Annotated in this window: 30 protein-coding genes; 28 read left to right on the forward strand and 2 right to left on the reverse strand. The window is 44.8% G+C overall.

Annotation, left to right across the window (positions count from 1 at the left end; genetic code table 11):
• The first annotated feature begins 1 nt into the window (after window position 1).
• From MTR11_RS20340 to MTR11_RS20470, 27 genes are all read left to right on the forward strand, one after another.
• Window positions 2-859: a GPO family capsid scaffolding protein gene (locus tag MTR11_RS20340; protein WP_048625803.1), complete on the forward strand. Its 858-nt coding sequence runs from the start codon at window positions 2-4 to the stop codon at window positions 857-859.
• Window positions 859-1,881: a phage major capsid protein, P2 family gene (locus MTR11_RS20345; protein WP_243328285.1), complete on the forward strand. Its 1,023-nt coding sequence runs from the start codon at window positions 859-861 to the stop codon at window positions 1,879-1,881. Before MTR11_RS20340 ends, MTR11_RS20345 begins: the two co-directional genes overlap by 1 nt.
• Window positions 1,874-2,590: a phage terminase small subunit gene (gene gpM, locus MTR11_RS20350; protein ID WP_243328286.1), complete on the forward strand. Its 717-nt coding sequence runs from the start codon at window positions 1,874-1,876 to the stop codon at window positions 2,588-2,590. Before MTR11_RS20345 ends, gpM begins: the two co-directional genes overlap by 8 nt.
• Window positions 2,591-2,698: 108 nt before the next feature.
• Entirely contained in the window at window positions 2,699-3,163 is a 465-nt protein-coding gene (locus MTR11_RS20355; RefSeq protein WP_243328287.1) for a head completion/stabilization protein, read from the forward strand.
• Window positions 3,160-3,648 carry a phage tail protein gene (locus MTR11_RS20360; RefSeq protein ID WP_243328288.1) on the forward strand — a complete coding sequence of 163 codons (489 nt, stop codon included), beginning with the start codon at window positions 3,160-3,162 and terminating at the stop codon, window positions 3,646-3,648. Before MTR11_RS20355 ends, MTR11_RS20360 begins: the two co-directional genes overlap by 4 nt.
• Window positions 3,641-4,300 carry a phage virion morphogenesis protein gene (locus MTR11_RS20365; RefSeq protein ID WP_042522476.1) on the forward strand — a complete coding sequence of 220 codons (660 nt, stop codon included), beginning with the start codon at window positions 3,641-3,643 and terminating at the stop codon, window positions 4,298-4,300. The genes MTR11_RS20360 and MTR11_RS20365 overlap by 8 nt, the downstream gene beginning before the upstream one ends.
• Window positions 4,301-4,302: 2 nt before the next feature.
• Entirely contained in the window at window positions 4,303-5,433 is a 1,131-nt protein-coding gene (locus MTR11_RS20370; RefSeq protein ID WP_047010079.1) for a DUF2586 domain-containing protein, read from the forward strand.
• A 3-nt stretch (window positions 5,434-5,436) separates the two neighbouring features.
• Window positions 5,437-5,889 (forward strand): phage protein, encoded by a 453-nt coding sequence (locus MTR11_RS20375; protein WP_017821175.1) that lies wholly within the window; start codon window positions 5,437-5,439, stop codon window positions 5,887-5,889.
• Between the two features lie 20 nt (window positions 5,890-5,909).
• Window positions 5,910-6,116, forward strand: a complete 207-nt coding sequence (locus tag MTR11_RS20380) for a TraR/DksA C4-type zinc finger protein (protein WP_047010078.1) — start codon at window positions 5,910-5,912, stop codon at window positions 6,114-6,116.
• 4 nt (window positions 6,117-6,120) lie between these two features.
• Window positions 6,121-6,330 (forward strand): HP1 family phage holin, encoded by a 210-nt coding sequence (locus MTR11_RS20385; RefSeq protein ID WP_017635442.1) that lies wholly within the window; start codon window positions 6,121-6,123, stop codon window positions 6,328-6,330.
• Window positions 6,317-6,907 (forward strand): lysozyme, encoded by a 591-nt coding sequence (locus MTR11_RS20390; RefSeq protein WP_243328289.1) that lies wholly within the window; start codon window positions 6,317-6,319, stop codon window positions 6,905-6,907. Before MTR11_RS20385 ends, MTR11_RS20390 begins: the two co-directional genes overlap by 14 nt.
• Complete coding sequence (locus MTR11_RS20395) at window positions 6,882-7,223, forward strand: hypothetical protein (RefSeq protein WP_017821178.1); 342 nt, start codon at window positions 6,882-6,884, stop codon at window positions 7,221-7,223. Before MTR11_RS20390 ends, MTR11_RS20395 begins: the two co-directional genes overlap by 26 nt.
• Before the next feature lie 22 nt (window positions 7,224-7,245).
• Complete coding sequence (locus tag MTR11_RS20400; RefSeq protein ID WP_017635439.1) at window positions 7,246-7,434, forward strand: hypothetical protein; 189 nt, start codon at window positions 7,246-7,248, stop codon at window positions 7,432-7,434.
• The gene (locus MTR11_RS20405) at window positions 7,427-7,708 is read left to right on the forward strand and encodes a putative phage tail assembly chaperone (RefSeq protein ID WP_017821180.1); all 282 of its coding nucleotides are present in this window, start codon (window positions 7,427-7,429) and stop codon (window positions 7,706-7,708) included. Before MTR11_RS20400 ends, MTR11_RS20405 begins: the two co-directional genes overlap by 8 nt.
• 32 nt (window positions 7,709-7,740) lie before the next feature.
• Window positions 7,741-7,893, forward strand: a complete 153-nt coding sequence (locus MTR11_RS20410; RefSeq protein WP_017821181.1) for a DUF6890 family protein — start codon at window positions 7,741-7,743, stop codon at window positions 7,891-7,893.
• 30 nt (window positions 7,894-7,923) lie between these two features.
• The gene (locus tag MTR11_RS20415; protein ID WP_243328290.1) at window positions 7,924-9,903 is read left to right on the forward strand and encodes a phage tail tape measure protein; all 1,980 of its coding nucleotides are present in this window, start codon (window positions 7,924-7,926) and stop codon (window positions 9,901-9,903) included.
• Window positions 9,893-10,234, forward strand: a complete 342-nt coding sequence (locus MTR11_RS20420; protein ID WP_017821183.1) for a DUF2590 family protein — start codon at window positions 9,893-9,895, stop codon at window positions 10,232-10,234. Before MTR11_RS20415 ends, MTR11_RS20420 begins: the two co-directional genes overlap by 11 nt.
• The gene (locus tag MTR11_RS20425) at window positions 10,231-11,436 is read left to right on the forward strand and encodes a baseplate J/gp47 family protein (protein ID WP_243328291.1); all 1,206 of its coding nucleotides are present in this window, start codon (window positions 10,231-10,233) and stop codon (window positions 11,434-11,436) included. Before MTR11_RS20420 ends, MTR11_RS20425 begins: the two co-directional genes overlap by 4 nt.
• Window positions 11,429-12,025: a phage tail protein gene (locus tag MTR11_RS20430; protein WP_243328292.1), complete on the forward strand. Its 597-nt coding sequence runs from the start codon at window positions 11,429-11,431 to the stop codon at window positions 12,023-12,025. Before MTR11_RS20425 ends, MTR11_RS20430 begins: the two co-directional genes overlap by 8 nt.
• A gap of 6 nt (window positions 12,026-12,031) precedes the next feature.
• On the forward strand, window positions 12,032-13,810 hold the full coding sequence (locus MTR11_RS20435; protein ID WP_243328293.1) for a phage tail protein: 1,779 nt from the start codon (window positions 12,032-12,034) through the stop codon (window positions 13,808-13,810).
• A 3-nt stretch (window positions 13,811-13,813) separates the two neighbouring features.
• The gene (locus tag MTR11_RS20440) at window positions 13,814-14,215 is read left to right on the forward strand and encodes a hypothetical protein (protein WP_243328294.1); all 402 of its coding nucleotides are present in this window, start codon (window positions 13,814-13,816) and stop codon (window positions 14,213-14,215) included.
• Window positions 14,212-15,102 (forward strand): hypothetical protein, encoded by an 891-nt coding sequence (locus tag MTR11_RS20445; RefSeq protein WP_243328295.1) that lies wholly within the window; start codon window positions 14,212-14,214, stop codon window positions 15,100-15,102. Before MTR11_RS20440 ends, MTR11_RS20445 begins: the two co-directional genes overlap by 4 nt.
• Window positions 15,096-15,569 (forward strand): DNA-binding protein, encoded by a 474-nt coding sequence (locus MTR11_RS20450; protein WP_243328296.1) that lies wholly within the window; start codon window positions 15,096-15,098, stop codon window positions 15,567-15,569. Before MTR11_RS20445 ends, MTR11_RS20450 begins: the two co-directional genes overlap by 7 nt.
• Window positions 15,566-17,206 carry a hypothetical protein gene (locus tag MTR11_RS20455; RefSeq protein WP_243328297.1) on the forward strand — a complete coding sequence of 547 codons (1,641 nt, stop codon included), beginning with the start codon at window positions 15,566-15,568 and terminating at the stop codon, window positions 17,204-17,206. The genes MTR11_RS20450 and MTR11_RS20455 overlap by 4 nt, the downstream gene beginning before the upstream one ends.
• Before the next feature lie 242 nt (window positions 17,207-17,448).
• A complete protein-coding gene (locus tag MTR11_RS20460; protein WP_243328298.1) occupies window positions 17,449-18,471 on the forward strand; it encodes a hypothetical protein in 1,023 nt (340 codons plus the stop codon).
• A 36-nt stretch (window positions 18,472-18,507) separates the two neighbouring features.
• A complete protein-coding gene (locus tag MTR11_RS20465; protein ID WP_048625784.1) occupies window positions 18,508-18,852 on the forward strand; it encodes a hypothetical protein in 345 nt (114 codons plus the stop codon).
• 831 nt (window positions 18,853-19,683) lie between these two features.
• A complete protein-coding gene (locus tag MTR11_RS20470) occupies window positions 19,684-20,313 on the forward strand; it encodes a DsbA family protein (protein WP_047010070.1) in 630 nt (209 codons plus the stop codon).
• A gap of 75 nt (window positions 20,314-20,388) precedes the next feature.
• On the opposite strand, the gene MTR11_RS20475 is transcribed toward MTR11_RS20470, so the two are convergent.
• Entirely contained in the window at window positions 20,389-21,714 is a 1,326-nt protein-coding gene (locus MTR11_RS20475; protein WP_005396535.1) for a Na+/H+ antiporter family protein, read from the reverse strand.
• Window positions 21,715-21,742: 28 nt separating this feature from the next.
• Window positions 21,743-22,387: a ribonuclease T gene (rnt, locus tag MTR11_RS20480; protein ID WP_005396536.1), complete on the reverse strand. Its 645-nt coding sequence runs from the start codon at window positions 22,385-22,387 to the stop codon at window positions 21,743-21,745.
• Between the two features lie 263 nt (window positions 22,388-22,650).
• Between rnt and motY the strand changes: the two genes are divergently transcribed.
• Window positions 22,651-23,532, forward strand: coding sequence for a flagellar protein MotY (gene motY / locus MTR11_RS20485; RefSeq protein ID WP_243328299.1), 882 nt, complete (start codon window positions 22,651-22,653; stop codon window positions 23,530-23,532).
• Window positions 23,533-23,621 lie beyond the last annotated feature (89 nt).

Genomic DNA, 23,621 nt, shown 5'->3' on the forward strand with positions numbered 1-23,621 from the left:
AATGCCAAAGATTAGTGAGTGGAAAATCATCGCGACAGAAGGGCCGACCGTAGACGGGCGTAAAATAACCCGTGATTGGATTGAGCAAATGGCCGCTAGTTATTCGATGGATGAGTACACCGCACTAATTTGGCCTGAGCATCGTCGATTTTATGGTTACGGTGAAAACTGGGGCCGAGTGGTTGAAGTAAAAGCGGAAGAACAAGGCGGGAAATTACGTCTGTTCGCCAAGCTAGAGCCGAATGACTATCTGCTAGAAGCTAACCGTAAAAAGCAAAAACTATTCACATCTATTGAGCCAAATCCCGATTACAAAGGGGAAGGGCGTTGCTATCTAATGGGCCTAGCTGCGACTGACTCCCCAGCCTCCACAGGAACATCGCTCCTTCAATTCTCTCGTGTTCATGGGGAAACCACTGAGATCCAAGCAAGCCATTTAGAAGAGGTGGACTTTTCAGATTGCTTTACTCGCAAAGACCGCTTTTTTGCGGCATTCAATGAATTTTTCTCTTCTGACGATGAAGAGCCAGAAACGCTATCAACAGCAGAGGGCACCAACGTGACCGAAGAACAATTAAAAGTCGCACTAAAAGAGCAGTTTTCTGCTTTCAAAGGTGAGTTTAAGCAAGAACTAAAAGAAGAGTTCAATTTGCAAAACACACCCGAACAACCAGAAGTAGCAAGCAAAGATGCGACGGTCGAGCAGTTTTCCGCTGCGCTGGAAGAAAAGCTAAATCCGTTGTTTGAGAAAGTGAACGGACTAGAAACTAAGTTTGCTGAACTATCACAAGAAGTCCCTGACCAGGAACCAGATCCATCAGGTGCTAGTGAATCTTTCTCATCTAAGGAGATGTTTTAATGCTGAACGCACTATCTACCAGTTATTTACAAGAGTTTTGTACAGCGACGTTATCCGCCGCAAATGCTCCGCAAGGTACACAGTCGTTTAACTTGACGCCCCCAATGGAAACTAAGCTACGTCAAGCAATTATGGAATCGGATGCTTTCCTAGGCATGGTTTCATTGCTGCCAGTTCAGCAAATCAAAGGTCAGGTTGTTGATGTTGGTGATGATGGCCTTTCGACCGGTCGCTCTGGTTCGGGACGTTTTAGCGTGGAAGTGGGCCAAAGTAGTAATACCTACGAGCTTACAAAGACAGATTCAGGAGCACACATCCTTTGGGAAACTATGACTCAATGGGCAAACTCTGGCTCTAAAGGTCACTGGTTGAGCATGATGAAAAGCGCGATTTCTCGTCGTTTTGCATTGGATATGTTGCGTGTCGGTTTTAACGGTACGTCTATCGCAACTAATACGGATCCGATTAAAAATCCATTAGGCCAGGATGTAAATAAAGGCTGGCTCACGATTGTTAAAGAGAAGAGATCTAGCCAGGTACTCGCATCAGCAAAGCTTGACCCAACAGGCACTGCGACTGATTCATACAAGAATCTTGATTCACTTACGCAAGATCTAATCAACACGACGATTGCTCCCGAACATCGTCAAGACCCAGATCTCGTTGTTTTAGTTGGGTCGAATCTAGTCGCGGCTGAGCAGCACCGCTTACTTGAGGCTGCCGATAGTCCAACAGAGCATAAAGCAGCCCAAAGCCTAGCCAAGACAATTGCTGGCAAAAAGGCTTACACACCACCATTTTTCCCGGCTGATCAACTTTGGGTTACCAATACCAAGAACCTACAGATTCTGACGCAAGAAGGCACTCAGTGGCGTAAGCAGAAAAACGATGAAGATGAGCTTCGTTTCAAGCAAAACCATATCCGTATGGAAGGTTACGCTGTGGGAAATCTTAAAAAGTTCGCTGCTATCGAATCTGTTTCAGTCGTCGAATCAGCCGTTGCAGAGGTGATGAATGGCTAGTCCTTTAGCAAGGCAGCGTCGTCAGCTTCTAGAAAATCAAGTCAGTCATTCTGCATCGAAGTTGAGTGCTAGTGCAAATACCGAAAGCCTGCACATCAAGCTGATCGATTTTGAAGAAGACCGCAAGTATCTAAAACAGCTCAATGCTATCGAAGACAAGGTGAAACATAAGCGTGATGTTTTGGTGCCCAAGTACAAACCGTACGTGGAAGCTTACCTAGCAAAAGGCGAAGTATTCGAGAACCCAATTTTCACCAATATGGTTATCTGGTTGTTCGATGTCAACGACATGGAAACCGCGATTGATTGGTGCTTGAAAGCCATAGCGCTTGATTTACCTACACCAGATAACTTCCGACGTGACTGGCCAACCGTGTGCGCCGATGAAGTTTTAGCTTGGGCGGAAAAAGAGTCTGGCAGAGGACATTCTATTGAGCCTTATTTCAGCGCGGTTTTTGAAAAGGTTGAGAGCGAATGGCGACTACACGAAGAAGTGCATGCTAAGTGGTATCGATTTGCTGGGGTGCACTTACTTCGAAATGACGAAGGACAACCGCAACCGACGTCTATCGGTTGTTTAGATACCTTGGAAAAGGCCTTGTTGCTACTGCAGTGTGCTCATGAGAAGTACGCCAAAATTGGGGTGAAAACCAAAATTGGTCAGGTAGAACAACGTATTCGAGCGATTAAAGACAACAAAAACTTGTAACAGCTCCTACGCCGCCGAGCCTCGGCTGGTGAGGTAAGAGTGCCAATAGGCTAACTCAATACCGTCGACCCAGTGGCTAGAGGCTCACTTATTAAAAGAGGAATAACGATGTTTACGGGATCTTCCGGTTCGGATTATCAAGCGACAGAAATCACTAATGACGGTTTTTGGCCGAATATTAATGCCGGTGATTTTGAAAAGCGTCGCGGTATTCCTGCTGCTCAAGACTCAGAACGTATTGCTATCGCTCTAGTTAATGCTGTTTCGGAAGTTAATCAGCAACTCGAAGACTTAAAAGTTAAGTATCAGGAAGAGGGGCATGCAACTGCTGGCGATGTTCCTACATTTCCGAAAATGAATGATAAAAACCGTGTTGTATATCAATACGAATCAGCAGTATTTGCGAGAGCCAAAGCTGATTTGCTGCCGGACATTGCAACTGTTCATACCAAGGACAAGGGCGATCACATCGCAGACAGAAGCGTAGAGGTGCGCACTGAATTACTTTCAGAAAGCCAGCGCATTATTAGAAATATGAAAGGGCTGAACCGTTCATCGGTGGATTTGCTATGAGAACGCAATACCAAGCAGGTTACAAGCTGCGTGACCTAAACGCATTTTTAATCAGCGTTGTGGGCGACAAGATAGCCAAGCGCATGGAATGTGAAATGGGCAAGGTTGAGTTGAAACTAGAAACCAAGCACATGGGTCATGGTTTTGACCTGCTGTATCAGCGTTATGTTGCTGACTTCTACTTCGACAAATTCCCTTTCAAAGAATACGACCCAGCGGTGCTGTTCGCTAATGTTGGAGCGTGGTTGATGGACAACGATTCTGACCGTTTCCGCATCGAAGACTTAGACGACCCATACGTAGACGTAGTACTGGAAGATGAGAAAAACGCCGAAGTGTTGGTCTCAGTCATGTTTGAAGAACCCGTCAAAGTGGCTGCAGACCCCGACGGGTCAATCTATTGGAATGGTCAACGCTGGAAGATTGAAGAGTACGAGATTTGGCAGGCGGAAAGGCTATCACATGTAGTTCTCCGCAATGTATGAGATACGGGCCGATAAGCGCAGTTATTTGCGAGTTAAAGAGCAATTCGAGCTGCTAAAGCTTGAGAAAAAAGCCAGAGCCCGAGTGCTGAAAGAGCTTGGTAAATACATCACCAAAACGACCAAAAAAAATATTCGAGCACAGCGTGACCCAGACGGTAAAGCGTGGTCAAAGCGCAAAAACGGCAGGCGAAAAATGCTTAGAGGTTTCACTAAGAAGCTAAAGCATTTTCAAAAAGACAATAACCGGGTTTTGGTTGTTGGTTGGCCATCAAGACGAGGAACCGTTGCACTGGCTCACCATACAGGTGAAGCAGAGGAAAGCGGATTGCAGCAGCGATTCAAGCAAGCCAAGAAAGCGAAAGAACCAAAGAAAACCGACCCGGCAACGAGAGAGCAAGCGAAAGAGTTACGCGACTTAGGTTACAGACTTCCGCCCCAAGGCAGGCAGAAGAGAGGCAAAAAGCCAACGCTCAAATTCATTACTCAGAATATGACCGTCGCTGAAGCCGCAAAACTGATTAGTGATCTGGAAAATAAAACGCCATCACGTAAGTGGGAAGTAGATCGCCCAGAACGCCGATTGATAGGCATTAGTCCGAAACGGGCAGCAATGATTATCAAGCGGGAAATGAATCGAAATAGGAGCAACTAAACATGGCATGGCCTACCGTCATTATTAACATTCTGAACATGATGCGCGGACCGATCCCGGGCGTTGAATTTCACTTTCTGTTTGTTGTGTACGGCACAGTTGCAGGAACAGAGCGCAACCTAATTATGGTGGATAACACCACGGATTTTTCAGACAGCACGTTCGATAACATCGACCCTGTACACATGCTCACGCTAAAAGCTGCTCAGTTAAATGGGAAACAGAACTGGACTGCTGGTGTGATCGTTTTAAACCCATCAGATAGTTGGCAGGCTGCGGTTTTTAAAGCCAATGAGACATCAAGCTTTGAAGCTGTTGTGTTGGATAAGCCAAATACTGGAGCGTCCACTCTTGAAGATGCAGTCGCATTTCGCCATGAACTTAAAGCCAAGCTTGGCCGAGAAGTTTTCATGATCTGTTCGTTACCAGGAATTAATGATTCCGAGGACGGTGAAACATGGGCCGAGTGGTTAGCGCAAACGGTGAATGTGCCAAAGAGCATTGCAAGTGAATACATCACCGTAGTGCCACAAGTACACGAAGGAAACTCTACAGTTGGCATTTATGCAGGTCGGTTGGCCAATCAAGAAGTATCTATTGCTGATTCACCGGCACGAGTAAAAACAGGCAGCATTCTGGGCAGTATGAAATTAGCAAAAGATAAGGATGGAAAGCCATTAGAGCTAGCAACACTTAAAGCACTAGAAGCTGCTCGAATCGCTGTGCCGATGTGGTATCCAGACTATCCGGGACAATATTGGACAACTGGACGTACGCTAGATGTCCCTGGTGGTGATTATCAAGATATTCGTCACATTCGCGTCGCCATGAAAGCAGCACGTAAAGTGCGGGTACGAGCAATTGCACGAATTGCTGATCGAGAATTCAATTCCACACCAGGCAGTGAAGCCAGCGCAAAACTGTATTTTACTCAAGACCTCCGTGAAATGGCGGTAGTGAAAAAAATTGGTGATTACGAGTTCCCTGGTGAAATCAAACCACCTCAAGACGATGACATCACCATTACATGGGTTAATAGTGAAGAAGTTGAAATTCTACTCGCTGTGACACCTTACGAGTGCCCAGTGAAAATCACCATCGGCATCATGCTCAATCAACGACTAGGGGAGTAAACAATGAATTCTCGTTATACAGGGCGAAGCTTCGACATAAACATGCTGGGGATTTTGGTTCATGTGGAGTCGGCTACAGCAACCATCAATGATGAGTCTGCTGTTGATAAAGAGCGCGGCATTCCCACTGGATTTACTCATGGGGCTGTGAGTTGTGATGTTGAGTATGAGCTGGACTTGAACAACTTCCGTAAGCTTCAGCAAAAAGCTCGCGAAGCTGGCAGTTGGCGCGGTATTAAGCCACACGACTGTATGTTCTATGCAAATACTGGCGATGATGAAGACAAAGTAGAGCTGTTTGGTGTGAAGCTTCAAATCTCAGATTTACTTAGTGTTGATCCAAACAGCAGTGATAAAACCAAGCGCAAGCTTAAAGGCTTTGTGACGAGCCCTCACTTTGTTCGCATTAATGGCATCTCATACCTAAGTAATGATGATACCCGCGGTTTGCTTTAAGCCTATCAGAGAGAGAACGAATGCCTGACTTTATCGACCATGCTAGTAGTAACGAAACCAAGTTTACTGAAATGGCAATCGCAAACCAGCTTAAACAGTCTATGAAGACAAGCGAACGAGAGAGTGCAAAAGAATGTCTTGAGTGTGGTGACCCTATCCCTGAAGGGCGTCAGATAGCTATAGCGGGGTGCCAGTTTTGCGCCCCTTGCCAGGCTAATTTGGAGTAACGATATGAAAGATTGGTTCGACAAATTAACCAGTGGAGTTGCTTACCTTGTGTCATTGGCAGGAATGACTTTCAGCAAGCTGACATTTGAACAGTGGTATTTCATTTTATCACTAGTGATTGGCCTTGCAGCACTGGGATTGAACTATTGGCACAAGCGAGCAATGCAACGTATTGCTAGCGAAAAAGGAGTAGCACTGAGTGAAACTGACTAAGCGCATCATTTGTTCTGTAGTCGCTGTGATCGGCTTGGTAACAGGTGGTACGGCTGTTTATGGACCAGAATTGACGCAGCCCATTGGGCAAGTTGTGGTATCGGAACGAGACTTAGGAACGCTGCGCATCACCCCTAAAGGACTGAAGTTGATTGGTGATGCAGAGGGATGCCGGCAGAACCCTTACGTTTGTCCGGGAGGTATTCCGACGAATGGAATTGGGAATACTCATGGTGTGCCAGATACGCCAATCACATTGGAGCAAGTCGCGATCGACTGGGTAAAAAACATTCAATCGGCCGAACGATGTGTGACCAATGCAGAAAGGATTTCAGGAGCGAAAATGAGCACGGGTCAATTTGACGCATTTACCAGCTTTGTTTTCAACTTCGGGTGTACCAAGTTTCGCAAAAATAAGGACGGCTCTGACACTCGGATTTACGAAGCAATCAAACATGGCAATTATCCCAAAGCCTGCGGTCACATTACGGAGTGGGTAAAGAGTCAGGGCGTTGTACTTAAAGGACTCGTCACTCGAAGAGGATTAGAACGTGATCGCTGCATGGAAATGGATTAAGTGGATTGGTATTGCGGTGTTGGTGACGACCATCGCGGTGCTGAAGCTGCAGCTTCATACCGTCAAAGCAGAGAAAACCACATTAAGTGAAAAGCTCACCAAGGCAGAAGCAGACAACCAAATCAACTTAACCACCATTGAATTTTTGAAGGGTGAAAGTGAGCAAGCTAACAACATGTTAGTTCAGCGGCAACGGCAACACATAGCAGCAAAGGAAAAACTCAATGCAGACCTGGCAGCACTTAAAACAGAGCTGGCAAACGTTCAGTGCCATATCCCTGCCACTGTTACTGACCGCCTGCGCGACCCCTACTGAAACCGTCGCAATGCAGGTGTTCATGAAATTACCACCTGCTGGAATGTTGGTGCCCTGTTCAAAACCACAAGTTCAAGGGACATGGCCGGAAGTGGTTACCGACGACATTCCCAAGCTGAAAAACGCACTGACTGAGTGTGATAACCAGATTGAAGATTATTTGCAATGGCGTGCTAAGCACGAAAACAAGAAGAGAAGTAAAAATGACTAAACCTACCTTCACATCAAAACCTGTCGTAGTCGCTATCGGTGGCACTGACTTCGTATTTACGCCAACGGTACAGGATGCAAATAACTATACCAATGACATGATGCCTAACAACAAAGTCGCGCCTGCCTATACGTACTTAACGCGTACCGTGAACCCAGAACAAAAAGATGAGCTCACTGAGTTACTTGATAGCGTTCCTGGCTTAACTATCGAGCTTTATGCCACGGTAAGTAACGCTTCTAAAGGTGGTATCGAAATCACACTAAAAAAATAACAGATAGGGCAAAGAGGATTGAAGACAATCCTTTGGAACAAGCCTTTGCCCTTCGTCGTCATTTTTTGCCGAGTGAGCCAGACGATGAAAGAAGTTTAAGTCGCGCTATCTGGCTGGACAAACACCAGTTCGAACGCGAAGAAAGAGCAGTAATGAGTGCTATCAGCCGACTGTTTAGTCATTAACAGACATAAAGAGCGAGTGAGTATTACGCGATGAGCATGGAAAAACTGTTGATGCACATAGCGTTGGTTGATCAAGTCACCAAGCCGCTGCAGGGGATTACTAAAGAAGTACAAGCTTCGATGGATGCTGGTAAGCAAGGCATGCAAAACATGGCGGCAGGTGGTGCGGGTTTAGTTGCCACGGGCTTTGCTATTCAAAATGCGCTGATGCCAGCGATTGAAATGGATAGAAAGTTAGGCGAGGTGAAGTCGTTAGGGGTTCTGGATGAGGATCTCGCGAAGCTTTCAAAGACCGCACTTTGGACATCGGCACAGTACGGGAAGTCCGCCACAGATATTGTCGGCGCCTCATATGATATCAAGTCAGCATTTGGTGATATTGATGGAGATAGCCTTTCTGAAATCACCAAAAGCTCTGCCGTTTTAGCCGCTGCGACTAAGGCTGATACTGCAACCATTACGGATTATATGGGCACTATGTATGGTGTTTTTAAAAATCAAGCTGATGAAATTGGGGTTGGTATTTGGTCCAAACAAATTGCTGGCATGACCGCGCAGTCTGTTGAAATGTTTAAGACTACAGGCGCAGGCATGAGTAGTGCTTTTACTAGCATCGGAGCGAATGCGACCATTGCAGGAGTTGCTATCGAAGAGCAGATGGCGATTTTAGGCACTCTTCAATCAACCATGAGTGGCAGCGAAGCGGGTACCAAATACAAAGCATTCTTAGCGGGTGTGGCCAACGCTCAAGATAAGCTCAATTTGTCGTTTACCGATAGCCAAGGTCAGATGCTGCCTATGCTAGATATTCTTGAACAATTGAAAGGTAAATATGGTGACACCTTAAGTGTTGCTGAAGCGGCTGATTTGAAAAAGGCATTCGGCTCAGAAGAAGCCGTTAGCATGATTAAGTTATTAATGGCTGATACCGAAGGACTCGCAGGCAGTATTGACCAACTTGGTCAAATCGAGGGAATGTCGAAGGCCGAGCAAATGGCCAGCACCATGACAGATCAGTGGGAACGGTTAGAAGCTGCATGGTTTGCGGTTCGTGCAGCGGTATTTGGTGCGATTCTTCCTTCAATCAATTCGGTTGTAGGCACCATGGCTGACGGCTTAATGGTGCTTGTTGGTTGGACGGACCAATTTCCTTGGCTTGCTGAAATTTTTGGCTATGTCGCCATCGCAGGCCTGTCTCTTGGCGGGGTGATTGCAACATTGTCGCTTGCTATGGGGATCGGGCAAATGATGTCTGCTGGTTGGACGGTTACCATGACGAGTTTAAATAGCATCATGAAACTACTGCGTATTAGTACGCTGGCGAGTACTGCTGCTGCATGGCTATTTAACGCCGCGCTTTGGGCCAACCCGTTAACTTGGGTTGTCGCTGGTATAGCGCTGCTTATAGGTGGTATTGCTGCGGCAATCTATTGGTGGGACAACTTAACCTCCGCGTTTAAAGATACGGCTTGGTTTGATGTTATTGCTCATGCTATCGAAGGGCTCGTTGATTTACTCAATATGATCCCAGGTGTTGATATTGAACTGGGGAGCCAAATTGAAACGCCAGAGATGACAACGGCCGTCCAAGCTGAACACAGTACTCCTATATCACAGAACCTAACTCCGGGTGATGCGTCAGAAGTTAAGCAATTAGAACTACTTCAACCTCAAATGAGTTACGAGTCTGCGATAGCGACGAACCAAGACGTTTATGGATATAAGCCAGAGCAAATGGCGCCATTCAAAATTGCAGAAAGCCAGGTTATTTCTCAGCCAAGCATCAACGTTGAAGCTCCAAATCTAGATACTCAATCGCCTCAACCGTTTATCGAATATAAAGGGAAGAGCAACGAGCCACGATTGCCTCCTCAAGTGGTGAACAATATGAAAACAACCAATCACAGTGATGCTAGTCGAGTTAGCTCTTTTGGCGACGTGTATATCACTGCCCCTAACGGAATAACACCAGACCAATTAGCCGAGTGGGATGAGCTCAATGTGGGGTAACGACTTAACAGAACGCAAGCGCTACAACGATATCAAAGTGGTCGAGGGTGGCTGGGATATGGACGCAGGCCAACAGCCTAAAGAGTGCAGTGATTTATACAGCATCGCGCAGGACATTAAGCACGCGATCATGGAATCAGGATTGGCTCGCCAATTGGTTGCAGAAAGAAACCCAGCGTTACGCGCTGATGTAATGGTGCAAATTGAGCAACTTGCTGAGAGAGATGTAAGAGTGGTACCGGGTTCAGCGACAGCAAGAGAAACAGAAACTGGTGATATCACCTTAACCGCTAAGGCTTATGAATATGGGGAACTTGAGGTGAAAGCATGAGTAAACGACCAAGTACGGATTTTGTTCAGGTGCTAAGTGAATCGGGTGTTCCAGTTACCGAAAAGGACTTTGAAACCAAACTAAAACAAGAAGTCGTGGGGGCTGGTAGTAAGGTTTCGAATGACTCCGAAATGTCACCGTTTTGGCGTTGGGTTCGCGCTGCAGTGGTCACGCCATGTGTTTGGCTGATTAGACATCTATTGGCTCAGCACGTTATGCCCAATATGTTCGTGGCAACCGCTGAGCGTTGGGCTCTGGACCTAAAAGCATGGGAGCACAATATCGCGCCGAAAGTAGCTCAAAGAGCACAAGGCTACATCACACTAACTAAAGCAAATGCTGCTGATGCGGTGACGATTGAGAAAGGGGCGGTTATTCAAACGCTACCTATAGATGGCGTTATGTATAAAGTTCAAGTTATTGAGCCCGGAATCATCGAGGCTGGTCACTTAAAGGGTAAGGTGCTTGTCGAAGCACTTGAAGCGGGCTCCGCGTTTAACTTGCCGGCGGGGTATTTCAACATTATTCCTGAAGCGATACCGGGCATTGTTGATGCGGTGAATGAACCTGACTGGCTCTCTATACCCGGTGCTGACGCAGAGACTGATGAAGAGTTAGCGCTTCGTATTCAAAATGCCTTTACTAGCTCTGGTGAATGGCACATCGATGATGTGTATCGCTCTATCATCGCCAGCGTAGCGGGGATCCGAAGTGATAACATCTATTTTAGAAATACAGGGGACATAACCCCTGGTTCAGCAGAAGCATTGATTTTGATGGAAGTGGGGCCAACCCCGCTGACCGTTCTTGAACAGCTAAATGAGCACATAATGTCTAAAGGGCATCACGGTCACGGTGATGTACTTACCTGTAAAGCCATTCCCGATACGAAACATGAGATCACGGCGGATGTCGTCTTAGCTGAGAACTTAGACAGCGCCACCAAAGTGAATGAACTTCTTGAAGTGGAAGAGAGGATTAGAGCGGCTTTTCGAGAAACAGCAGCTTACCCAGAAATGACACGCGCGAAACCTGAGCATCGTTTTAGCTTATCTTTGCTTGGTACTGAGATACATACCAACATGACGGAAGTTGAATCGGTAAGGTTTACCGTAGACGGAAAAGGCCAAAAAGACATTATCAGCAAGCTAGAACAGCCTCGATTGAAATCACTCGCAGTTAGGGAACTCGTGGATGTCTGAGTCTCGAAATTACGACCAAAGCCGACATTCCCCTCGCTTACCAGAAATTGTGATCCCATGGTGGCAGGACGGAAGAACGACGGCGGATGAAGTCAAAGAACCTCACTTTTTATCTAAAGGCGTTTTTTCATTCTTCCGGATAGTTTGGAGCAGCCTACTATTTCCGCTTCGCCAAATGGATGCGTTGACCTGTAACGAAAAAGCATTGGAATTAATGGCATGGGATAGAGATATCAAAAGGTTTGAGAGTGAGCCACTTTCACTGTTTCGAAAGCGAGTGAAATACGCAGAAGTGAACGCCAAAGACGCAGGTAGCGTAGCGGGGTTCAAGCGGATTTTTGAAAGGCTAGGCATTGGCATCGTTAAGTTCAAAGAGCGTCAAAACGAAGCTCAGTGGGACGTTTGTACTATTGAGCTAAGTGATGGCGATATCTCGCAAAACAGCAAGTTGGTTCAAGTGCTCATAGAGCAATATGGGAGAACTTGCCGTCGATATCGATTTGAAGTTGTTTATCCCATTCAGGTGCACATTCGTACGGCCTGTTTCAGCCAAAGTCAGCAGCTATTTAGTGCAAAACTAGAGGAATAATACAGTATGAGCCAAACCATTATCCCTGCTCAGTTTGAGCGCTATTTAGTGGATAAAATTACATCGGGTAGTACGACAGACATGAACGAGTTTGTGTTTGCTCATATTCCTAACTTAGACGCTGAATCACCGATTGACCGTGCCCTAGGTCTGCCTAGTGAAGCGTATATCGTGCATCGTCAAAAAGTGGACCAGGCTGCGCGACTTAATAGTAATACGTTGGTGTATTCCGTCATTCTTCAGTCAACCACACCGAGTTTTAAGTTCAATGCGATTTACCTCCATGACAAGCATGTTGAGAACTCCTGTGGCTTGATCGTGTATAAGAACACGGAAACTAAAGAAGAAAACATGACTACTATTAAGTCCGTCGCGCAGGAGTACAGTGGCGCTGCAGCGATAGCAAATATTCATGTTGAACCAGGAACTTGGCAGATAGACTTTCATGGGCGCTTAATGGGCATTGATGATGATTTACGTTTGGCGAACCTTGACCATTATGGCGGTTCGGCCTTTGTACGTGGCTGCTCGGTTGTCGCTAAAGGAAAGTCAAACACATTTGTTGTTAGTCCCGGAGTTGTTTATGTCTCAGGGTTACGTGTTGAGCTCTCAAAAAAAGAGGTGGTGGTCAGTGATGGCATCCCATGTGGCTTGTACTTAGATGTGGTACGCCAAGGCAGCGCACTCTCTCGTTGGGAAAACATAGCGACAGTAAGAAGCTCAAAAACAGAACTCAGTAATTACGTTGATGAAAATGGTCAACAGCATTACATCGCTCGACTTGCTGGCATTGACTCCCATGGCAATGTTACTGATTGGCGCGTGTGGGATGTTATCACTCAGCAACAAGCTGAAGCTGGTGAGGATGAATACCGTAGCCTATGGAGTGCAAAGCGAGTCTTTCAGTCTGTCGCGTCATACATCAACAAGAATGTTAAGAATGCCACTAAAACAGCCTCCGGTTGGATGAGTGCAAGCGATAAGAAAAAATTAGACGGGATTCAGAGTGGGGCTCAAGTCAATGTAGCAACTAACTTGAGCGTGTCTCGCAACACCAATTCTCAAACGGTTAATAGCTCTACGGGTAAAGATGCCACTTTAAGTGCCGCAACAACATCTAGCGCTGGGGTTATGACCGCAGCAGACAAGAAGAAGCTGGATGGCATACAAGCTGGAGCACAAGCGAATATCGCAACCAACTTGACGGCATCTCGCAATGCCACAACTCAAACGATCAAGAGTTCTACGGGTAAAGATGCGGTTTTAAGTGCGGTGACGACATCTCATGCAGGGGTAATGACGGCAGCAGATAAGAAAAAGCTCGATGGAGTTGCCACTCAAGCTACGAAAAATCAAACAGACGCACATTTAAAGAACCGAGCTAATCATACGGGCACTCAAGCGATTTCTACTATTAGAGGTTTACAAGAAGCACTCAGTAGTAAATCAAATACAAAGCGGTCAATTTTGTGGAATGGACGAGCGCCAGGTAATACGAAGCTAAAAACGTCAGAGCCTATTACAAACTTCGATTTCTTAATAGTGACAGCCGAAGGTGGTTATGCAGGTGCGTCAGGGCTAAGCCTGAGTGCAATTGTTGATGTGCAATTAGCGATGGAGCTGGGCCAGTTTTATATCATCTTGCAGAGTGATGGCAAGTACGGGTTTACCTTGACATGTAAAGAAGTTCAATCGGTTAGAGGTGGTACTTCTCTAAAATACGATGGCGTGACCGCCTATTCAGGTGAGCATTATTTGAGAAAGATTGTGGGCGTTAAGGTGTAAGGCATGGATAAAGAGAAAATATATGGATTAGTGGGAACGGGGTGTTTTCAAGTTATCGGAGGTACCCCTCCGCATGGATGGATAGAGATCCCTTCACCACCCGAGAAGCTGCCCGCTGTCTTACAATCAAATGGCATATGGACATATCCAGATGCAGTTCCTGGTCAAGAAGAGCCAGCCATTTTTGCTGAAGCAGAAAATCAATGGGTGGCACATGAAATGGTTTATGTGGATAGACAAGTCACATTACATGAAGACTCCGATCCTCGTTCTACGCTAACTGCTTCAGTTTGGAGAAGCTACCGGAGAGCGCTGCGCGACTATGTAAAGGATGGTGTAGTAACGATGACCATTCGACCACAACGCCCTACGGAGAAGTCCATGACAATTGAAGGCCGCTTATGACTTGGCACTTATCCCAATTAAACTGGCCAAGTTACTCGCAGAACATTCAAACCAAGGCTGAGTCAGTGACAGACGCAGTCGGCGCCGTAATGAATGAAGCGATTAACCGGTTAACCAACCATACAAGTGACGCCAATTACGGGCGTCACTCTTTAAGTGAAGAGGCGAGCGCTTTGCTTAAGCTGCGTAGTGAACTTCAATCCTTACTTGTCTCAGGAACCGTACTTACAGTGTCGCCATATCAGTTTCAAGTGGGGACCCATTTGGACTCGGGGTGTTACCTCAATCCTAGTACTGCAATTAAAACGTTATCTAATAAGCTGCGGGATTACGCTGATAGGTACCGACCAAATGGCCATCTTCACGGTATTGCGATAATGGTAACGGCCTCTCAATTGAATCAATTCTCTCGGCAGCTCATTGAGCTTACATCATTGTTTCCAATGCCTGAGTGGTGCCAAGTAGCTAGGCAAAGTCATGCTTTAAATACCAATGACGTTGATAAGTTCCATCAACCTGCAGCGATCGCTCTACCACGATTTAAGCCGATGGCTTTACTCAACGCTAACCCATTACATGATGCTTTACATTGGCAAGGTGCCCAAGTAGCTACGCTAGAGTCATTAGCAGACGATGACCATCACGTAATTGACAAGTTGCAGTTACTAGCAGCGAAACGCAATAAAAAGATGGAAGAAATCAAGGCTCAGCTCAACGCCCTGAAGAACTTGAAAGGAAGTATCTATGTGTTCTCCGTGGAGGGCAATGCGGAAAGTATAGCGACACGATTGAATCAAGCGGGAACGCCCAACAATCATCAATTTACATTAGCAAGCTTATTGCTTAGCTATGAACCTATGACGTTTTTTGAGGAGCTATTATGCTAGCTCTAGATGGTGTGCCAATTAACTTAGACTCGATGACCGTTGAAATGTCTATGGAGTTTAAAGACCAGGACATGAGTGGGCAGTCTTCTGGTACCGAGGTGGCAGAGCAAGGTGACAAAGGCAAAAAGCTTACCTTTAGTGGTCGTGTTCCATTCATTCGTATAGAAACACTGACCCAACTTTATGCGTTTGCTTCAGATAAAGATGAGTCGAATGCTAGACGTATTTATCGAATCGGCAATGACATTGCGCTCGCACTTAAAATTCGCAATGTGAAGTTCACTGGGCGTATTCAAGTAAGAGAACATGAAACTCTACAGGCTTGGAATGTTTCCTTTGAGCTTCGGGAGTACAACAGTGTCGCCGAGCAAAAAGAGCAGCGGATTAAAGCGCAAAGCAAGCCAGAGCAGCGAGAGAATACTCGGTTAAAACAGGCTCTCATCACCGCAGAGGAGGCGACTCAATGAAGTTAGAGAAGCGTTTGTATATAAGCGGCGAAGAAGTCAAATTGGCAAGTAACATGGTGAGCTTAAAGCTTTCTTTAGGTAGTGTGGCCATCTTTGAAATTGAAGCAACACAACCCCTGAAATTATTCGAGCCAGTGCGTTTTGATATTGGATATGAAAACAAAACGTCGCCTTGGTTTGAGGGCTATGTTGATAAAATCCAATCTACAGTCAATGGCTACCAAAAAATCACAGTAAAAGAACTGACAGGTATTTTGAGTAAACGTTGGTCTCTCAGTTTAGAGCATCCAAATGCCGAGCAGGTTATTGATGAGCTCTCTCACCTTACTGGTCTCGAGTTTAATCTACCTAATAAAGAATACATGAAGACCGCGATCCCAAACTTTGTTTGCCAGGGAACGGGTTATCAATGTTTAGATCAGGTCGCTAAGGCTTTTTCTATTCCTGACTGTGTTTGGTTTCAACATACTGACCAGGTAGTTTACTTCGGCTCCTATCAAGATAGCCATTTCAACGGCAAACCAATGCCACTACCTGAAGAGTTTACGAGTCGTCAAAATGGTAACAGTGTCACCTTTGTTCCGTTTCCTATGCTTAGGCCAGGTCGTGTTGTGAATGGTAAGCGAGTCAATCGGGTTGACTTAATACAGGATGATATGACGGCGTATTGGAAAGCTGAGCAGTCTGAAGTCATACCTAAAAAGCGAGAAACACTACAGCATTTTCCTGAATTAGCAGCAGGCTTTCACTTGCCAAAGTTCGGGCGAGTCGAATCGGTCAGAGACAGTGCGACGGCGGGTAAAGTATCTGACCCATTTCGGCCAAGACTCTCTGTTGATGTGCAAGTCCTAGATGATAATTTGCAACCAGATAGTAACGTACCAGTTTATCGCTCGATTCCATTGCCGGTTAACATGAGCGGACATGAGTCTGGATTGTTAGCGTATCCATTAGAAGGGACACTGGTTGAAATTGCTTTCGCTTATGGTCGAAGCGATAGACCCATCATACGTGGCGTTTATGGACGTGAATATGCGCTTCCCTCAATAGAGCCTGGTGAACAACTACAACAGCAACGTGAAGAAGTGAGTTATCGAGTCGATGCCGCAGGAAATACAACACTGCAGACTGACCAAACTCAAAATCAGAGAGCGTTTGATAAGTTAGACCAATTTGAACGGTATAAAGGTGAGTTTGGCCAGCATCAGCTTTTTGTAAATGAGCACAGCACTGAAGAAGTGAATGGTAAGAAGCTCATTGAAGCGCTTGGTGCTATTAATTTGTTGTCAGGAGATGATCTGGTGTTAGGAAACTTGGGCAACATGCAAACGGCTACCGCTGGCGAACTGATTGAGACCATCGGAAAATTTCGCCGAAGTATTGCCGCTGAGCACCAATGGCTGCAATCACCTAAGACTTGGATAGGCTCTAAGCAAGAGAATGTGTTGATTCTGTTATCGGAGTTAATGCAGGTGGTTAAAGAATTGGCCGACACTTTAGCAACGCATACACACAGCGGTGTAGCACCAGGACGAGCAAGCACCAAAACACCAGTGCAAGCGAATAATATTACTAGTCATGGGGAGGATAGTGAGAAGTTGAAGGGCAGGCTCGAACCGATAACACAAACAAGTTAACCTTTTACCGGAGAGATACTTATAAACTAGTTGTACGAGTAAGGGGAGTATAAAAATATAGTCATACCGTAAGTCCCACCTTACTGGTTTCCTGACCGGTAAGGTCATCAATATACCTTCATAACCTACTCCAAAATTTATTTATCTCAGATTCAAGTGCTGAATGATTTTTGAACTAATATTTACTTGGTTGCATAGTAATTGAATAAATACTCTAGGCTAAACTAGGTAAGGATTAGTAAATGAAATATTTATATTCAATATCCATATTAGTTTTACTTCTCAGTGGATGTTCTTCCACTCCTCACAATCAAATTGGCGCATTCGCCCTAGCGACACAGGGGATAACCGATCAAGTAGATCAAGTCCTCGTTGATATTAATCAGGGTGAGGTCTCCAAGCAGATAAAAGATAAAGCGGCGAAATTTGGCGGCGGAATAGAGCCACTTACACGCTCTGAAATTGAGGAAATCGCACCTATTTTTGATAAAAAGTTAACGAAAAACCTTGCTTTATATCAAGCGAATGATGCGTTGACTAAATACGCGAAAGGCCTGCAAAACCTAGCGGGAGCTGTTACTCAAGCAGAAATTGACTTTGCTGCGGCGAATCTAGCGGCTTCAATGAACTCGGCAAATACAAGCTATGTTGAATTAACGGGTAAACCTAATCTCTATACTAATGATGATATATCTATTATCTCTACAGCCATCGCTGCGATTGGAACTACCTATGTAGAGAAAAAGCGCCAAGAAGCATTGAAAACGGTCATCATACAAGCTGACCCCAAAATAAAAATCATCACAGATGAGATCGTTGACCAACTAAAAGAAACGTACTTCCAAGATGTTTTGGTTTCTCAGCGTAGCACTTTTTTAAAACATCTAATAAGAGACTTTAATGTGAATGCTAATGCAAAACCGTTAGCTTTCTCTGAGAGTGAAAAACGCATGAAGGAAATTTTTGATGCTCATACACTAATGGCCACGACTCGTATTAATTTATCGAAAACGCAGAAATCACTTTTAGGTATACAGAAAGCTCATGCAGCCTTAGCTAAGGAAGTGGCAAAAGATCAATTTGATGGCCCAAGCATTATCGCCATTATCGGCGAGTTAAAAGAGCAATGGAAACACTATGGCGATTATCGCGATTTAGTTGACGGATGTAATGGTTCTTACGCGATAGAAGACGCTTCACCAGCAACGAACGAAGAGGTTACTGCAACAGAAGCTCAAATAATCGTCTGTAAAGAAAACACCTAAGCTATACCATTTCAGTAATACCAGTAAGGAAGTCTTATGAACACGTTACCTGAAAAAAATAAATTAGTACGCGGTGCGCTTTTATCATCTATTTTAGAGATTGATAAACTATATGAAGTAGAGCTAGATAATCAAAAAGCCAATCAGTTATTAGACGCAAGTGAAAAGCTTCACGAAAACTTAGTCACAGTGATGAAAAATCAGTTGATCGGTACTTCTGATGAACTTATCGAGGCTTTAACTAGCCTAAATTCCCTGACAACTTATTGTAAGCAAGCTCAACAGGACCTAGAAAAAGTACTGCTTGTGATAAACAAAGTTACCGATACTTTGGATAAAGTGTCAAAAGTTGTGAGTAAAGCAGCGGATGTACTGTCCTAGATATTTGCATAGCATTGCTCTCATTTACAGGGCTATTCATATAATGAATAGCCCACTTAACCTGCAATCCTAGCCATGCCCGCCAGCGTAATCTAAAGTTCATACTCACGCATTCTGCATAACTTGAGTACTTAATCAAAGTGCAAACAATATCTATATAACCGTGGAAGGCTTGGAGCTGATGACAAAATCCGCACTCTCCTCACCCGCCTGCGAGGTTTTTCGATCAGTTTTTTTTTCAGTTTTTGTGTACTGAAATTTAGTGGGGAGAGTTCCTAGAGTGTCTCGTGGGAAACCATATATATAGCGGGGCTTGCGAGAGAATAGAGCTACTTAGAGCCTAGACTGAGAGTGTTTTGAAAATTTCAAAGATTGAAAATATTTTCAGTAAATTCCAATTTTAATGATCTGGAAAGATCAAGATGACATTTTTAAGTGTATGAAAAATAAGTGTTGTTCAGAATTTTGTGAGAAATATAGATGATCAGGTGAGCGAAGATAAGATCTGATTAAGAGGGCATAGAGCCTTACTCTATAAGGCTTTAGAGCGAATTATTAAGATAAAGCAGTTTTTCAATTTATGAGACGGTATAATTAAACTCAGATGTCAAAATCACTGTGCAGTTAACGGGACAAAACCGCTGTTTACGTGTTGATGAAGAAGAGGGGAACGAGTGAGTGCTGGACCTATATTGTTATCAGGGTTACAAGCAAAACTCGTTAACTCTTAAGCAGAAACCAAGCAATAAGATTTAAATGTGTCGCCACTTTATCGCCATTTATTATTCTTGTTTCATTTAACTAATTGATTTTATAGGTTAAAAAATTAAAGTGGATATAAAGCTTTACTACGTGCATGACCCAATGTGCAGTTGGTGTTGGGGTTACAAACCGACGCTTGATAAATTGAAACAGCAACTGCCAGGCGTTATTCAGTTTGAGTATGTGGTGGGTGGTCTTGCGCCAGATACTAGTTTGCCGATGCCACCAGAGATGCAACAAAAACTCGAAGGTATTTGGAAGCAGATTGAGCGTCAGTTGGGCACCAAGTTTAACTACGATTTCTGGAAGCTTTGTACGCCAGTAAGAAGCACTTACCAATCTTGTCGCGCAGTTATCGCAGCGGGCTTTCAAGATTCTTATGAGCAGATGCTAGAAGCGATTCAACATGCGTATTACTTACGTGCGATGCCTCCTCATGAAGAAGCGACTCACTTGCAGCTAGCTAAAGAAATTGGTTTGAATGTTCAGCAGTTCAAGAACGATATGGACGGCTCTTTCTTAGAAGGTGTGTTCCAAGATCAACTGAGTCTTGCAAAGAGCCTAGGCGTGGATTCTTACCCTAGCTTGGTTCTTCAAATTAACGACGCTTATTTCCCGATTGCCGTAGATTATCTGTCAACAGAGCCTACCTTGAAACTGATACGTGAACGTATTATTGACAATATGCCAGCGCAATAATCGCGATTTCAAATAACAAAAAGCCGCTCAATGAGCGGCTTTTTCGTAACTAAGTATATCCATCAAACAAAGGTACTAAAGCACCATTGCAGCAATCCAACCAAAGATGATCAGTGGAATGTTGTAGTGGATAAAGGTTGGAACAACCGTTTCCCAAATGTGCTCATGCTGACCGTCGGCATTTAGACCAGATGTAGGGCCTAATGTCGAGTCGGACGCTGGAGAACCAGCATCACCCAAAGCGGCAGCAGTACCAACTAGCGCGATTGTTGCCATTGGCGAAAAACCAAATGCCAACGCGAGTGGAACGTAGATTGTCGCCAAGATTGGAATGGTTGAAAACGATGAACCAATGCCCATTGTTACTAGCAGGCCAACGATCAGCATCAGTAGTGCTGCAAGCGGCTTATTATCACCAATGCTGGTAGAGAGAGACTGTACTAATGTCTCAACGCCACCTGTTTGCTTCATTACCGCAGCAAAACCTGCGGCAGCGATCATGATGAAACCAATCATAGCCATCATATGCACGCCTTTTGTGAAGACATCGTGCGTTTCTTTCCAAGCAATCACACCGCCAAAAGTAAACACCATAAAGCCAGCTAGAGCACCAATAATCATTGAGCCAGTGTAAAGCTGAACACCCAATGCGGCGACAATACCAAGAGCGGCCACCAAGATGTGCTTTTTATTGATAGCATGATCTGTCTCGTGAACGACAGTCAACTCCGTTTCTTCGTAGATGCGTGGTTTACGGTAGCTAACAAAGATTGCCAGCAATAGACCAAACAACATACCAGCACCTGGCAGTAACATTGCAGTTGGAACTTGGCTTGCAACCACGTTTTCCAAACCGTTGTCATGTAGGTTCTTTAATAGAATGTTATTTAAGAAAATACCGCCGAAACCAACAGGTAAGATCATGTAAGGTGTGATCAAACCAAAGGTAAGAACACACGCGACCAAACGTCGATCGAGCTTAAGTTTCGCAAATACGCCCAAAAGAGGTGGAATCAAAATTGGAATAAAGGCGATATGGACCGGAATTACGTTCTGAGATGACATAGTGACAAGAACGAGCGCGACTAACACCGCGTACTTTAACCCGGTAGTTGACGCCGAGTTTTCTTTACCATTTAAGCGCTTGATAACACTTTTAGCCAGTAGGTCCGTGATGCCAGATTTAGAGATAGCAACGGCGAAAGTGCCTAACATTGCGTAGCTCAGAGCGATAGTCGCACCGCCACCTAAACCACTTTCGAACGCGGCAACTGTGTCTCCAAGGCTCATGCCTGCGACAAGGCCACCAACGATGGCACTAAACGTGAGGGCAACCACCACGTTTACGCGCATCAATGCTAACACGAGCATGACGCACACTGATATAACGACAGGATTCATACTTTTCCTAATATGTTGTGTTTACTTATTATTCTTCGTCAGCAAGCGGCCAACCGCCGAGGGCCTTCCATTTGTTGACAATACCGCAGAATAATTCTGCTGTTTTTTGTGTATCGTAAAGCGCTGAGTGTGCTTCACGATTATCGAATTCCATCCCGGCCGTTTTGCATGCTTTCGCGAGAACCGTTTGACCATAAGCAAGGCCACTCAATGTTGCCGTGTCAAAAGTAGCAAAGGGATGAAAAGGGACTCTTTTTAGTTTACAGCGCTCATTGGCTGCATTTACAAAACCTAAGTCGAATGCTGCGTTATGGGCAACCATAATTGCGCGCGAGCAATCTGCGGCTTTTTGTTCTTTGCGAATAAGTTTATAAATCTCTTTTAACGCTTCTTGCTCAGAAACTGCACCACGAAGAGGGCTATATGGGTCACGAATACCATTGAATTCTAGCGCTTCTTTTTCTAAGTTAGCGCCCTCAAATGGCTCAACATGAAAATGAATGGTGGAGGCCGGATGCAACACGCCATCTTCGTCCATTTTTAACGTAACGGCGCAAATTTCTAAAAGTGCATCAGTTTGAGCATTGAAACCTGCGGTCTCAACGTCTACTACCACAGGGAAATAACCACGAAAGCGTTTTTTCAAGGTCAGAGCTTCATTTTCTATTGTCATGTCGGCTTATTTTTGTGTGACGAAGGCTGCATTATTGCAGATTATACCGACGAGAAAAACCGCAATTTAGGAGAAAAACGGAATTCTATTTTGCATCTCATCAATACGCTCGATCGCATTTCGGGTGATTGAGTTACCATGATTAACGTTAATCGTAATATCAGGATATTTCGCACGTTGGCGAGGTTTTTGCATGCCAGGTGAAGTGGTTTTATTGATTCAAATTGACGGCAACAGACTGCCGTTTAAGAGACAGTACTTAGATGAAGAAATGGCTGATTACTAGTGGCGTTGTATTTTCGTTGTTTAGCACAAGCAGTTTTGCTGTGATGGGCAAACGTTATGTTGCCACTCCACAGCAATCTCAATGGGAAATGGTGGTCAACACACCGTTAGAATGCCAACTTGTTCACCCTATTCCAAGTTTTGGAGATGCGGTATTTTCATCTCGTGCGAATAAAAAAATCAATTTAGACTTTGAGTTAAAAATGCGTCGTCCGATGGGAGAAACACGTAACGTCAGTCTCATCTCTATGCCGCCACCTTGGCGACCAGGTGAACACGCCGATCGAATTACAAACCTAAAGTTTTTTAAACAGTTTGATGGTTATGTCGGAGGGCAAACAGCATGGGGCATTTTGTCTGAGCTGGAAAAAGGGCGTTATCCGACCTTTAGTTATCAGGATTGGCAGAGCCGAGATCAGAGAATTGAAGTCGCATTGTCATCCGTGCTGTTTCAAAATAAGTACAACGCGTTTAGCGACTGTATTTCCAATTTATTGAAATACAGTTTTGAAGACATTGCCTTTACGATTTTGCACTACGAAAGACAAGGCGATCAGTTAACCAAGGCTTCCAAAAAGCGTTTATCACAAATTGCAGATTATATCCGACATAATCAAGATATCGATCTCGTGCTGGTGGCGACGTACACCGATTCAACCGATGGCAAAAGTGCGAGCCAAAGTTTATCTGAGCGACGTGCAGAGTCACTTCGTGATTATTTTCAGTCTCTAGGGCTACCGGAAGATCGAATTCAAGTGCAAGGGTACGGCAAGCGTCGTCCTATTGCAGATAATGGCTTGCCAATAGGAAAAGACAAAAACCGCCGAGTCGTAATATCACTCGGGCGAACCCAAGTGTAACGAATATAAAAACGCCGAAGCTGAAAGCTTCGGCGTTTTTAATTTACTGACGTTGTTAATAATATTTTAATGGGATTTTGCTAAGTACC

The organism is Vibrio sp. CCB-PB317 (genome assembly GCF_022808245.1).
GTDB classification, from domain to species: domain Bacteria; phylum Pseudomonadota; class Gammaproteobacteria; order Enterobacterales; family Vibrionaceae; genus Vibrio; species Vibrio diabolicus.